We start from the raw sequence: 12,718 nt of genomic DNA, 5'->3' as shown, positions 1-12,718 counted from the left end.
AAAGCGATGACGTCCGTTCGCCCCCTGCTGCCCAGCGATCCGGAGAGGCTGGGGCCTTACCAGGTCAAGGGGCGGCTGGGCGAGGGCGGTCAGAGCGTGGTGTTCCTGGCCGAGGGCGAGGACGGCCGCGAGGTGGCGATCAAGCTGCTGCGCGCCTCGCTCAGCCGCAACCCCGAGTGGCGGGCGAGGTTCGAGCGGGAGATGGAGCTGATCGGGCGGGTCGCCGGGTTCTGCACCGCGCAGGTCCTGGACGCCGACATCTCCGGCGAGCTTCCGTACGTGGTGAGCGAGTACGTGCCGGGCCCGTCCCTGACCGAGCTGGTCGGCGGGGACGCCGGGCCGCGCACCGGCACCGATCTGGACCGGCTGGCGATCGGCACGGTCACCGCGCTGGCGGCCATCCACCGCGCGGGCATCCTGCACCGCGACTTCAAGCCGGCGAACGTCCTGATGGGCCCGGACGGCCCGCGCGTGATCGACTTCGGGATCGCGCGGGTGATGGGCTCGGCCGCGGCCAAGGGCAGCGGCGTGGTGGGCACCCCCTCGTACATGGCGCCCGAGCAGGTCACCGACGGCGAGCTCGGCCCCGGCGTGGACATGTTCGCCTGGGGCTCGACGATGCTGTTCGCGGCGACCGGGCGGCACCCGTTCGGCAACGACACGATCTCCGCGGTGTTCCACCGCGTTCTGAACTACGAACCGGACATGTCGGCCTTGCCGGATTCGCTGCGCACGGTCGTGGCGGCCTGCCTGGCCAAGGACCCGGCCCACCGTCCCGGGGCGCAGGAGGTGCTACTGGAGCTGCTGGGCAGCCAGGAAACGGTGGCGGCGGAGCCGGAGGGCGCGCTGACCACGGGGGCGTCCTTCGCGGGCGGCGCCCCGGCCGGGCCGTTCGCCGGCCAGGGCGGGTTCGGCGGGCCCGCGGGCTTCGGGATCGGGCCTGGCGGGTTCGGCACCGCGGCCGAGTCGGAGCCGCCGCCCGGCGGTCCGGGAGCGCCGCCGGTCCCCGGGCAGCCCGTCACCTTTCCGCCGCATCACACCATCCCGCCCGGCTCGGCCAAGCGCCGCCTGCGGATCGCCGTGGCGGTGGCGGCTCCGCTCGTCCTGCTGGCGGGCGGCGGTGCCGCGTTCGCGCTGGCGTCCGGCGGGAACGGCGATCCCAAGCCGTCGCCCTCCGCCTCCCCGGTGGCCGACGTGGCGGTGCCGCCCGCCGGCACGGCCGAGGCGACCCGCGCGGCGGGGGAGGCGATCAAGGCCGTGCTGAGCTTCGACTACCGCCGCATCGACCAGGACATCGCCGCCGCGCACGCCCGGATCACCCAGCGGTACCGCGCCGAGTACGACCGCCAGTTGGAGACCAGCAACTGGCGCACGCAGCTCCGCGACAGGCAGAGCACGATCAGCGCGGCCATCACCGACTCGGCGGTCATCTCGTCGTCGGGCGGCACGGTCACCGTGCTGTCACCGCCGCGAACGCCCAGCCGAACCTGTTGAACGAGCCGATGCGGGTCACCATGGTCAAACGGAGCGCGTCCTGGCTGCTGGACACCTTCTACGTGCTGCGCGCCGACTCCGTGCCACGGCTGGCGTCGGCGGGCGACGCCTGGCCCAGGACGAAGGGCCGGGGCCTGATCGACGCGGTGAACCGGAGCGAACCGGTGAGGTCCGGCACGCCGGTCGAGACGGCGGTGCGTCCCGGCGGGCCGGCCGACCGCCCGACCGCGCTGGTCGCGGTGGGGGAATGCGCCAAGGACCGCTGCCGGACCAACGACAAGATCAGCATGTATCGGCTGGAACTGCGGCGGCAGGGTCAGAACGGATGGCAGGTCGCCAGGACCGAGCGCTTGTGAACGGCGACTCTGGACGGCGCCTTAACGGCTTTCGAGTGATCAGCGGGGAATGACGGAAACGGGACGCCCGCCGTCGGGCGTCCCGTTTCCCTGTGCAGTCCCGGAGGTCAGTCCGCCGCCTGCTCGGCCCTGCGCCGGCGGGTGAACGCGACGGCGGCGCCGCCGGTCACGATCGCGGTCAGGCCGATCGCCGCGAGCGAGAGGCTGTCGGCCCCGGTGAAGGGCAGGTCCTCCGTCGGCGCCGCGTCCGCCTGCGACGCCTGCGGGATCTCGGCCCGCGGGAGGTCGGGCAGCAGCGGCGACGAGGGATCGCCCGGGATCGGGGGTGTGGGCCCGGGGCCGGGGCCTCCGCCCGGCGGCTCGCCCGGCTCTCCGGGCTCGCCCGGTTCTCCGGGGATGTCCACGCAGGTCACAGGACCGGCGCACACGTTCGCGCCGACATTGGCGCCGATCTGGCCCGGCCTGACGACCGCGCCGCCGCCCACTTCGGCGTTGGCGCCGATGCCGAGGACGTAGCCGCCCAGCGCCACGTTCCCCTCGGCCTCGGGGTCGCCGATCGCGATGTCCTCGGCGGAGAGCCTGCCGTCCGCCTCCACCTTGAGACCGGCCGGTCCGAGCAGCGTGCGCAACCCGGCGTCGATGACCAGCCCGCCCTTGAGCGTCAGCTTCTTGGGGTCCACCTCGGGGGACAGGCCGATCCGCAGGTGACCGGGCTTCGTGCTCTCCTTCTTCTTCCCGGCCTTGGCGGCGGGCTTGCCGGACTTCGCGGGGCCGCTGGACGTGGTGCGCGATGTCCGGGAGGTCCCTGTGCCTCCCGATGTCGCCTTCTTGACGCTCGGCGGCTTGCCGACGGAGCCGGGAGCGGACGGACCCGAGGACCCGCCGGTGCTCGTCCGCGACTCCGGCGCCGACCCGCCGGACCCGACGAGGGCTCCGGTCAGGCCCCCGATGGTGCCAGTGAGGGACGAGGTGAGGTCGGCCAGGGGGGAGCCCGAGCCTGAGCCACCGCGGGTGTCGGCCTGCCCGACCCCGCTCATGGCCGCCAGACCCAGAACCGTCGCGCCCGCCGTCACCGCCAGCCTTCTACCGTGGTGCACGAGGTACTCCTGGGGGGTATAGCCTCTACAACAACCTGCGTTCACCCTGACACGGCAGGTAGCCGCTAGGGAATACCGATCGCCGGATTCGCTCGCGAATTGGCGTATCGGCGCGATGCCCCGGCGATGCCCGTGGCGCCCCGTACCGGGAGCGCGGCGGGAATGGCGGCCCATGACCGAATCACCATGAGCGGATCCCTATGAGCGAATCGGTGAAATTCCGGCATGCCGCCGTCGCCTCCACTCTCCGCCGCCCCCGATACTTGAGAAATGACCAGGGTGATCGCGGGCAGTGCGGGCGGGCGGCGGCTGGCCGTGCCGCCGGGACGGGACACCCGCCCGACCAGCGACCGTGCGCGGGAGGGCCTGTTCGGCACCGTCCTGGCGCTGCTGGGCTCGCTGGACGGCCTGCGCGTCGCCGACCTGTACGCCGGATCCGGCGCGGTCGGCCTGGAGGCGCTGTCGCGGGGCGCCGCGCACGCCCTGCTGGTGGAGTCCAACCCCCGCGCCCTCAAGGTCATCCGCCGGAACGTCGCCTCGCTCGGCCTGCGTGGCGCCCGTCCCCAGGGCGGCACGGTGGAACGCCTCGTCGAACACGAACCCGAGGGCGGCCCGTACGACCTGATCTTCGCCGACCCGCCGTACGCGCTCGCCGACACCGCGGTGACCAGGCTGCTGGAGGCCCTGCGCGACCACGGCTGGACCGTCCCAGGATCGCTGGTCGTGGTCGAGCGCGCGGCGCGCGGCCCGGCGCTGAGCTGGCCCGAGGGGTACGCGGCCGAGCGCGACCGGCGCTACGGCGAGGCGGTGTTCTGGTACGGCAGCGCCACGTCGACCGAATCGGCTTCGGCGTGACCGCGACCCGGTGACAAGGCGCCGGAGGCCGGTTTGGTACCGTCGCGCCGCAGGGCCCCCACCTGCACGGAAGCCCAGACGCAAGGATGGAGCCACCTCGTGCGCCGTGTCGTTTGTCCAGGCTCATTCGATCCCGTCACCAACGGCCACCTCGACATCATCGGCCGGGCGTCCCGGCTCTTCGACGAGGTGGTGGTCGCCGTTTTGATCAACAAGACCAAGAAGGGCCTGTTCAGCATCGACGAGCGGATGGAGATGCTGGAGGAGGTCACCAAGGAGTACGGCAACGTCAGGATCGACAAGTGGCATGGGCTGTTGGTCGACTTCTGCCGGCACAACGACATCTCGGTGATCATCAAGGGCCTGCGCGCGGTGAGCGACTACGAGTACGAGCTGCAGATGGCCCAGATGAACCATCGGATGGCCGGGGTCGAGACGATGTTCATGTCGACCAACCCGCTCTACTCCTACCTGTCCTCCAGCCTGATGAAGGAGATCGTCAAGTACGGGGGCGATGTGTCCGGGCTGATCCCGGAGCTGGTGCACACCCGGCTCGCCGAGCGGCTCCGGGAACCGTAGGCCGCCGGACGGCGGGCCGCGAGCGTGAGCCGTCATGAGCCGTGGGGCGGCGTGACGTACGGGTGGGGGGCGTGCGAGTTGGGGGCGGACCGTCGCGTTGGGTACCCTGGTACCTCGGCCTGGACCGACGGCCGCGAATCCCATGGCTCACGAAAGCAGGATCACTCTGTCACGCCTCGACCCGAACGCCCCTCTCGTGCTCGACACCCGGGCGCTGGGCAGGCAGCCCGGGTCGTCGCGCGAAGAGGTCCTCACCGTGCCGGCCCCGGCGGATCTGGGCGTCGAGATGGTGGGCGTGCCCGAAGGGGCCGCCATCGAGCTGCGCCTGCGGCTGGAGGCGGTGCTCGAAGGCGTGCTCGTCACGGGCACCGCGCGGGCTCCCCTCGAAGGGGAGTGCGCGCGCTGCCTTGACCCGATCGCCTCGACCTTTGAGGCGGACTTCCAGGAGCTCTTCGTCTATCCTGACACCCGCTCCGGCCGAGGCGGGGGCGGGCCCTCGCCAGGGGGTCGGCATGAGCAGGGCGCGGACGACGAGGAGCTCCACCTCGAGGACGATCTGATCGATCTCGAGCCGGTGCTCCGGGACGCGGTGGTGCTCGCGCTGCCGCTGTCCCCGCTGTGCCGGGACGACTGTCCCGGACTGTGCCCGGAGTGCGGCGTCCGGCTCGCGGACGCCGAGCCGGACCACGGCCACGCCGTCGCCGACCCTCGCTGGGAGGCGCTGCGGGGCCTGGCCGGCGACGGCCTCGCCGCCAACGGCGGGCCGCCGCAGGCATCCCCCGGAGGGAGTGGCGCCCGCCGGGCATCCGACCGACGAGAAGGAAAGCAGGAGGGCTGACGTGGCCGTCCCCAAGCGGAAGAAGTCGCGGAGCAACACGCGGCACAGGCGCGCGCAGTGGAAGGCCACCGCGCCCAACCTGGTGCAGTGCCCGACGTGCCGCGACTACAAGCTCCCGCACATCGCGTGTGGAACGTGCGGCACCTACGACCGGCGGCAGGTCATCACCCCGTCGGCCTGAGTCCGGCCTCGCGAGGGGCGGAGCCGCGGTCGGCGCGGGCCCGCCCCTCCCGATGCGCGGGCCGCCGGGTGCCTGAGGCCACCCGGCGCATCGTTGTCTAAGGTGAAGCCTTGTAGGCAGAGCCATTGGACCAGCCTTGTCCACCCGGCGGGTGACGCCGGCGTGGTGGCGGCGAGGTGCGGCGCCCGAGGCCGTGGTGCACGCCGGGGACATCGTTCGACCGGCGCGCACCTCGTCTTCGTGGACCTCTCCTCGGCCGTGCGGCCGCGCCGTCCCGGGCTCCGTCCGGGCCGTCCTGGGCCACCCCGGGCGCCCGGTGCGTCACACGCCGCCATCGGCGCCGCCGGCGCGGCGCCAGGCTTGCGAGGAGGGCCTGTGAGCGGTAGGAGAACCGAGCCCGCGCCGGACCGCGCGGAACTGACCCGCGCGCTCGGCGTCGAGGTGTCCGACGACCTTCTCGAACGCGCGCTGACGCACCGTTCCTTCGCGTACGAGAACGGCGGCCTGCCCACCAACGAGCGCCTGGAGTTCCTGGGCGACTCGGTGCTGGGCCTGGTCGTCACCGACACCCTGTACCGGGGGCACCCCGACCTCCCGGAGGGACAGCTCGCCAAACTGCGCGCCGCGGTGGTCAACATGCGCGCCCTGGCGGGCGTGGCGCGCGGCCTGGGGGTCGGCGACCACATCCGCCTGGGCCGTGGCGAGGAGGGGACGGGCGGGCGCGACAAGGCGTCCATCCTCGCCGACACCCTGGAGGCGCTGATCGGCGCGGTGTACCTGGACCGCGGCCTGGACGAGGCGGCCGCGCTCGTGCACCGGCTGTTCGACGCCCTGATCACCCGGTCGGCCGGTCTGGGCGCCGGTCTCGACTGGAAGACCTCCTTGCAGGAGCTCACCGCCGTCGAGGAACTGGGCGTTCCCGAGTACCACGTCGCCGAGAGCGGTCCCGACCATCAGAAGACGTTCCGGGCCGCGGTGCGGGTCGGCGGCACGACGTACGGGTCGGGCGAGGGCCGCAGCAAGAAGGAGGCCGAGCAGCACGCGGCCGAGGCCGCCTGGAACGCCATCCGCGAGATGGCCGTCCGGCGCGAGTCCGCGGGCGCCGCCGGGTCGGCGGGCTCCGGCACGTCCGGTGCGGGCTCGGGGACGGGTTCGGGGACGGGCAACGGGGCCGACGGGGGCTCCGCGGGCAGGCGGTCCTAGCGTGCCCGAACTCCCCGAGGTCGAGGTCGTCCGCCGCGGCCTCGACCGCTGGGTCACCGGGCGCACCATCGCCTCCGCGGTGGTCCTGCACCCGAGGGCGGTGCGCCGCCACGCGGAAGGTCCCGCCGACTTCGCCGGACGCCTGGCGGGCCGCACCATGGCGGCCCCGCGCCGCCGCGGCAAGTACCTGTGGATCCCGCTGGACTCGGGTGAGACGTTGCTGGCCCACCTGGGCATGAGCGGGCAACTGCTGGTCGGTGAGCCCGAACGTCCCCGCGAGAAGCACCTGCGCGTCCGCGTCTCCTTCGCCGACTCCGCGACGGGCGGGTTCGACCTGCGGTTCGTCGACCAGCGCACCTTCGGGCACCTGATGGTGACGGAGGAGACGGCCGGTGTCGCGGGCACGCCCGTGCCCGCGCCCATAGCGCACATCGCGGCCGACCCCCTTGAGGACGCCTTCGACGACGAGGCGTTCTACCGGGCGCTGCGCCGCCGCCACACCGGCATCAAGCGCGCGCTCCTCGACCAGTCGCTCATCAGCGGGGTCGGCAACATCTACGCTGACGAGGCACTGTGGCGCGCCAGGCTCCATTGGGCGCGTCCAACCGAGACCCTGACACGGCCGGAGGTGCGCCGCGTGCTGGACGGGGTGCGCGAGGTCATGACCGCCGCACTGGCCGTGGGGGGCACCTCGTTCGACAGCCTCTACGTCAACGTGAACGGGGAGAGCGGCTACTTCGACCGCTCCCTGGACGCCTACGGGCGCCGCGACGAGCCCTGCCGGCGCTGCGGGACGCCGATCCGGCGCGACGTCTTCATGAACCGGTCCTCTTTCAGCTGTCCCAAGTGCCAGCCCCGCCCGCGCCGGGCACGATATTGAGCGTGGACGATGTGATGGGTGGTGCCGCTGAGGGACAGGAGACGGTGCGGCTGACCGCGTGGGCGCGCGGTCGTGTTCAGGGCGTGGGCTTCCGGTGGTGGGTCAGGTCACGGGCGCTGGAGCTCGGCCTGAACGGCAGCGCCACCAATCTCGCGGACGGCCGCGTGGAGATCGTCGCCGAGGGACCGCGGGCGTCCTGCGAGCGGCTGCTGGAACTTCTGCGGGGCGGCGGCGCCCCCGGGCGGGTGGACGGAGTCGCGGAGCGGTGGAGCGAGCCGCGCGGCGAGGGGCCCGGTTTCTTCGAACGCTGATCGGGTATGGGTTAGCGGTTTGTACCTGCTAAACTAGTGACGACAGGTTGTTACCGGCCTGTGATGTGCGTCTTGACCAGGACTCCGGCCGGTGCGACTCTAGACGATACGCGCACCGGTTCGAGTTGCTTCTCGTGCGCGATCCCTGCTGGTTACTCAGCGTGGAGGACCCTTAGTCATGGCGAAGGCTCTACTCGGCCACGTCGGCGGTCCCGACCCCCGGATGGTCGCGGAGATGCGGCGCCTTCAGCAGCGCGTACGTGATCTGGAAGCCGAGCTCGTACGGCTTCAGGCGGAGAACGACGCACTCGCTACGGCGGCGGACGACGACGTATTGTCGCTCGGTGTGAAGGACCGCGAACCGGCGCTGACCTGATCAGCGCCTGCTCGAGGTGAACATACAGGGACGCCGTCCATAGGCGTCCCTCATGTTTTCGCCCCACCCCCTTGATCGGCCGGCCCTACTCAGAGTGATCGACTCGGCTTGATCGGCTCGGTCGATCGGCGCACGAGTTCCGTCGAATCCAGAACCGGTCGCTCTGCCGATCCCACAACCCGGCGTACCGTCCCACAGGGGCCTCCTCCACCCTCTTCCGGCGGGCACCGCCGCCCGGCGTCTCCGATACTTCGGATCGTTCCACGGGCGACGGCGGTGTCCCTTTTTATGTGTTTCGGCGGCTTTTACCGGCTTTTCTTTTTGGCGTTGATCGCCATGCGTTCCTTGGGATCGTTCGAACACGACGCACAGGCGACGAGGGCGAGCAGGGCCGGACAGGGTGCCGGGCGAGCGGCGCGACGCGCGGCGGAGGCGCGCCCGCGACGGCGGTTGACGACACGTGTTCGGGCAGATCGTGGCACATTGGAGGGGAACCGCCACGCGGTTGACGGGCCGGAAGCGTCCCGGCCGGTATCGTCGAACGGGTCCCGGAGGACGTCACGGGCCGGGGCATGGGGGCGGAGCCTCGCCGGGGGCGCGGGGCGGAGCTCCCGCGCGGGGCGTCCCTGCCCCGTAGCGAGGAACGAGCGAAGGGGCGGACAGCCCGCCCCGCCCTGGGGGTCTGGGGGTCGGACCTCCAGAAGAAAGGGAGCGCGTGTACCTGAAGAGCCTGACGCTGCGCGGCTTCAAGTCCTTCGCGTCCTCCACCACCCTCAAGTTCGAGCCGGGGATCACCTGCGTGGTCGGGCCCAACGGCTCGGGAAAGTCCAACGTCGTCGACGCGCTCGCCTGGGTGATGGGCGAGCAGGGGGCGAAGTCCCTGCGCGGCGGCAAGATGGAGGACGTGATCTTCGCGGGGACGGCCAGCCGGCCGCCGCTGGGCCGCGCCGAGGTCGTGCTCACCATCGACAACACCGACGGCGCGCTGCCGATCGAGTACACCGAGGTGACCATCAGCCGGCTGATGTTCCGGTCCGGGCAGAGCGAGTACGCGATCAACGGGGACCACTGCCGGCTGCTGGACATCCAGGAACTGCTGTCGGACTCGGGCATCGGCCGCGAGATGCACGTCATCATCGGGCAGGGCCAGCTGGACCGGGTGCTGCACGCCGGTCCCGAGGGCCGCCGCGCCGTGATCGAGGAGGCGGCGGGCGTCCTGAAGCACCGCAAGCGTAAGGAGAAGGCGCTGCGCAAGCTGGACGCGATGCAGGCCAACCTGACCCGCGTCCAGGACCTCACCGGAGAGCTGCGCCGCCAGCTCAAGCCGCTGGGCCGGCAGGCCGAGATCGCGCGGCGCGCCGCGGTGATCCAGGCGGACCTGCGGGACGCGCGGCTGCGGCTGCTGGCCGACGACCTGGTCACCCTGCGCACCAAGCTGGACCAGGAGGCGGCGGACGAGGCCGCGGTGCGGGAACGCAGGGCCGAGACCGAGCGCGCACTGGCGGAGGCGCAGGAACGCGAGGCGGCGCTGGAGGCCGAAGAGGCCGCACAGGCGCCCATGCTGGCCCAGGTGCAGGACACCTGGTTCAAGCTGTCGGCACTGAAGGAACGGCTGCGGGGCGTGGCCGACCTTGCGGCCGAACGGCACCGCAACGCCGCCGAGGCCCGCGACGAGGAACGCCGTGGCCGCGACCCCGAGGACATGGAACGCGAGGCCGCCGAAGTGCGCGAGCAGGAGGAGATGCTCCGTGCCGCGCTTGAAGAGGCCCAGGACGGGCTCGCGGCGGCCGTGGAGAGGCGTTCGGAGGCGGAGGAGTCCCTGGCGGCGGAGGAGCGGCGCCTCCAGGCCGCGGCCCGCGCCGCCGCCGACCGCCGGGAGGAACTGGCGCGGCTGCGCGGCCGGGTCGAGGCGCTGCGCAGCAAGGTCCAGGCGGGACGATCGGAGATCGGACGGCTTGAGGAGGCGCGCGCGGAGGCCGAGCAGCGCGTCAACACGGCGCGTGCCGAGTACGAGTCGTTCGAGTCCGAGGTCGTGGACGACCCGGAGCTGCTGGCCGAGCATGAGATGGCCCAGGAGTCCTTGGAGACGGCCAAGGAGGCACTGGAGGCGGCCAAGGCGGCCGTGGACGGACCCAAGCGCGCGCTCAAGGACGCCCGCTCGGCCGTGAACGCGGCACGTTCGGCCGACCAGGCGGCACAGAAGCAGGTCGCGGCGCTCCAGGCTCGCATCGAAGCCCTCAACCTGACCTTGGCCAGTGCCGCCGAAGGCGGGGAGGCGGTGCTGGCTGCGGGCGCGGACGGGACGTTGCAAGGCGTCCTGGGCACGGTCGCGTCGCTGCTGACCGTACGGCCGGGGTACGAGACGGCGGTCGCCGCCGCGCTGGCGGGTGCGGCCGAGGCCATCGCGGTGGGCTCCCTGGACGTCGCGGAGGCGGCCCTGGCGCTGCTGCGCACACGCGACGCAGGCCGGGCCGGGCTCCTGATCGGCGACACTTCCCCCGCCACGGGCCCGGAACCCCCGAGGATCGCCGGGGTCGACTATGCGATCGACGCGGTGACCGTACCGGAGACCCTGCGTCCCGCCATGGCCGACCTGCTGCGCGACGTGGCGGTGGTGGACGACGTGCCCGCCGCCGTGGCCCTGGTACGGCGCGAGCCGGGCCTGAGGGCCGTCACGAGGGACGGAGACCTGGTCGGCCCTCACTGGGCCCAGGGAGGCGCCGCCGGAGGCGCACAGAGCCTCCTGCAGATGCGAGGCACCCTCGACCAGGCCACCGAAGACCTCGCCGCCGCCGAGGCGGAGGCGGAGCGCTCCGCCGCGGCCCTCGCCGAGGCCACCGCGGCCGAGCAGCACGGCCAGGCCGCCGTGGACGCGGCCCAGGCCGCCGTGAACCAGGCCCAGGGCGGGGTCAACCAAGCCCAGGCCGACCTCGACCGCGTACGCGGCAGGCTGCGTGAACACGAGGCCCAGGCCGCCCGGGAAGCGCAACGGGCGGCGCGGCTGGAGGCCGACGTGCGGGCGGCACGCGGTGAGGTGGAGCGCCTCACCAAGGCCCTGGACGCCGCCAACGAGTCCCTGGAACGGGACGCTCAGGCCGCCGAGGAACTCGCCGAGCGCCTCGCCGAATCGGAGGAGGCGGCCGAGGTCGCCGACGACGCCGGGCACGACACCCAGGCGCGGGACGAACTGAGCGCCCGCTGCCAGGAACTGCGCGCCGCCGAGATGGAAGCGCGCCTGGCCGTCCGTACCGCCGAAGAACGCGTCCAGGCCATCGCGGGCCGCGCCGACGCGCTCGAACGCGGAGCACGCCGCGAACGCGAGGAGCGCGCGAGGGCCGCCCGGCGCCGCGCCCGCCGCGAAGAACAGGCCAGGACCGCCGAAGCCGTCCACAAGGGCGCTCAGGCCGCGCTGAGGCACATCGAGACGTCCCTGGAGACCGCGGTGACGCGGCGGGAGGCCGCCGAGCGCGCACGGGCCGAACGCGAATCCGAGCTGAAGGTCATCCGGACGCAGGTACGCGAACTCTCCAGCACGCTGGAACGCCTCGTGAACGTCGTCCACGGCAGCGAGGTGGCCCGCGCCGAACAGCGCCTGCGCCTGGAACAGTTCGAGCAGCGCGCGCTTGAGGAGTTCGGCCTCGAAGTGGACGCCCTTGTCGCGGAGTACGGCCCCGACCAGCCCATCCCACCCGGCCCGGAAGCCGCGGAGGACGCACAGCCCATCCCCTACGACCGGGCGGAACAGGAGAAACGCGCCAAGGCCGCCGAGCGGCAGCTCAACCAGCTCGGCAAGGTCAACCCCCTGGCCCTGGAAGAGTTCGCGGCCCTGGAGGAACGGCACGCCTTCCTCACCTCGCAGCTCGAAGACCTCAAGAAGACCCGCCGCGACCTGCTCAACATCGTCAAGGACGTGGACGACCGGGTGCAGCAGGTCTTCGCCTCCGCCTACGAGGACACCGCCCGCGAATTCGAGCGGATCTTCGCCCGGCTGTTCCCCGGCGGCGAAGGCAGCCTGTCCCTCACCGAACCCGACGACATGCTCACCACCGGCGTCGAAGTCTCCGCCCGCCCACCAGGCAAAAAGGTCAAACGGCTGTCCCTGCTCTCCGGCGGCGAACGCTCCCTGGTGGCCATCGCCTTCCTCGTCGCCGTGTTCAAGGCACGACCCTCGCCCTTCTACGTCCTCGACGAGGTCGAGGCCGCCCTGGACGACACCAACACCCAGCGCCTCCTACGCGTCTTCGAGGAACTGCGCGAATCCTCCCAGCTCATCATCATCACCCACCAAAAACGCACCATGGAAGGCGCCGACGCCCTCTACGGAGTGAGCATGCAAGGAGACGGCGTCACCCAAGTCGTCAGCCAACGGCTGGGGTAGTGCTTATTTGCAAGCGCAAGCTGCGCTCCTCGCCTGGCGGCTCGTCGCTTGTTGCGCTTGCGGCGATCGCTGCATCGCTCCGACTCGCCCAGGGGCTCGCTTCGCGATCAGATTCTTGCTTCGCTCGAATCTGCCTTCGGTCGCGATCGCAACGCTTGGGCGACCGTTCG

Annotated in this window: 12 protein-coding genes; 11 read left to right on the top strand and 1 reads right to left on the bottom strand. The window is 72.3% G+C overall.

The window, feature by feature from the left end:
- Positions 1-6 precede the first annotated feature (6 nt).
- Both QSK21_RS22955 and QSK21_RS22950 read left to right on the top strand, forming a co-directional pair.
- Complete coding sequence (locus tag QSK21_RS22955; RefSeq protein ID WP_285698806.1) at positions 7-1,494, top strand: protein kinase domain-containing protein; 1,488 nt, start codon at positions 7-9, stop codon at positions 1,492-1,494.
- Between the two features lie 8 nt (positions 1,495-1,502).
- On the top strand, positions 1,503-1,850 hold the full coding sequence (locus QSK21_RS22950) for a hypothetical protein (protein ID WP_285698804.1): 348 nt from the start codon (positions 1,503-1,505) through the stop codon (positions 1,848-1,850).
- 107 nt (positions 1,851-1,957) lie between these two features.
- Here the strand turns inward: QSK21_RS22950 and QSK21_RS22945 are convergent, their stop codons facing one another.
- Entirely contained in the window at positions 1,958-2,947 is a 990-nt protein-coding gene (locus tag QSK21_RS22945; protein WP_285698802.1) for an LPXTG cell wall anchor domain-containing protein, read from the bottom strand.
- Positions 2,948-3,217: 270 nt separating this feature from the next.
- Between QSK21_RS22945 and rsmD the strand changes: the two genes are divergently transcribed.
- From rsmD to smc, 9 genes are all read left to right on the top strand, one after another.
- Positions 3,218-3,802, top strand: a complete 585-nt coding sequence (gene rsmD, locus QSK21_RS22940; RefSeq protein WP_285698801.1) for a 16S rRNA (guanine(966)-N(2))-methyltransferase RsmD — start codon at positions 3,218-3,220, stop codon at positions 3,800-3,802.
- A 99-nt stretch (positions 3,803-3,901) separates the two neighbouring features.
- Positions 3,902-4,381: a pantetheine-phosphate adenylyltransferase gene (gene coaD, locus QSK21_RS22935; protein WP_285698800.1), complete on the top strand. Its 480-nt coding sequence runs from the start codon at positions 3,902-3,904 to the stop codon at positions 4,379-4,381.
- Positions 4,382-4,523: 142 nt separating this feature from the next.
- On the top strand, positions 4,524-5,219 hold the full coding sequence (locus QSK21_RS22930; RefSeq protein WP_285698799.1) for a YceD family protein: 696 nt from the start codon (positions 4,524-4,526) through the stop codon (positions 5,217-5,219).
- A gap of 1 nt (position 5,220) precedes the next feature.
- The gene (gene rpmF / locus QSK21_RS22925) at positions 5,221-5,400 is read left to right on the top strand and encodes a 50S ribosomal protein L32 (protein ID WP_285698798.1); all 180 of its coding nucleotides are present in this window, start codon (positions 5,221-5,223) and stop codon (positions 5,398-5,400) included.
- A gap of 375 nt (positions 5,401-5,775) precedes the next feature.
- Complete coding sequence (rnc, locus tag QSK21_RS22920; RefSeq protein ID WP_285698797.1) at positions 5,776-6,603, top strand: ribonuclease III; 828 nt, start codon at positions 5,776-5,778, stop codon at positions 6,601-6,603.
- A 1-nt stretch (position 6,604) separates the two neighbouring features.
- Positions 6,605-7,483: a bifunctional DNA-formamidopyrimidine glycosylase/DNA-(apurinic or apyrimidinic site) lyase gene (gene mutM, locus QSK21_RS22915; RefSeq protein ID WP_285698795.1), complete on the top strand. Its 879-nt coding sequence runs from the start codon at positions 6,605-6,607 to the stop codon at positions 7,481-7,483.
- Positions 7,484-7,497: 14 nt separating this feature from the next.
- Positions 7,498-7,794 carry an acylphosphatase gene (locus QSK21_RS22910; protein WP_285698885.1) on the top strand — a complete coding sequence of 99 codons (297 nt, stop codon included), beginning with the start codon at positions 7,498-7,500 and terminating at the stop codon, positions 7,792-7,794.
- Between the two features lie 178 nt (positions 7,795-7,972).
- Entirely contained in the window at positions 7,973-8,170 is a 198-nt protein-coding gene (locus tag QSK21_RS22905; RefSeq protein WP_285698794.1) for a hypothetical protein, read from the top strand.
- Between the two features lie 715 nt (positions 8,171-8,885).
- Entirely contained in the window at positions 8,886-12,548 is a 3,663-nt protein-coding gene (gene smc, locus QSK21_RS22900; protein WP_285698793.1) for a chromosome segregation protein SMC, read from the top strand.
- Positions 12,549-12,718 lie beyond the last annotated feature (170 nt).

It is taken from the genome of Actinomadura sp. NBRC 104412, from assembly GCF_030269515.1.
Taxonomy (GTDB): Bacteria; Actinomycetota; Actinomycetes; order Streptosporangiales; family Streptosporangiaceae; genus Spirillospora.
The sequence above is the reverse complement of the archived record's forward strand: the minus strand, read 5'-3'. Positions and strand labels throughout refer to the sequence as shown.

Bases quoted from the DNA above. Each gene is read 5' to 3' on its own strand.
- QSK21_RS22955 (WP_285698806.1), top strand. From the start codon at position 7: ATGACGTCCGTTCGCCCCCTGCTGCCCAGCGATCCGGAGAGGCTGGGG.
- QSK21_RS22950 (WP_285698804.1), top strand. From the start codon at position 1,503: ATGCGGGTCACCATGGTCAAACGGAGCGCGTCCTGGCTGCTGGACACC.
- rsmD (WP_285698801.1), top strand. From the start codon at position 3,218: ATGACCAGGGTGATCGCGGGCAGTGCGGGCGGGCGGCGGCTGGCCGTG.
- QSK21_RS22930 (WP_285698799.1), top strand. From the start codon at position 4,524: ATGGCTCACGAAAGCAGGATCACTCTGTCACGCCTCGACCCGAACGCC.
- QSK21_RS22910 (WP_285698885.1), top strand. From the start codon at position 7,498: ATGGGTGGTGCCGCTGAGGGACAGGAGACGGTGCGGCTGACCGCGTGG.
- QSK21_RS22905 (WP_285698794.1), top strand. From the start codon at position 7,973: ATGGCGAAGGCTCTACTCGGCCACGTCGGCGGTCCCGACCCCCGGATG.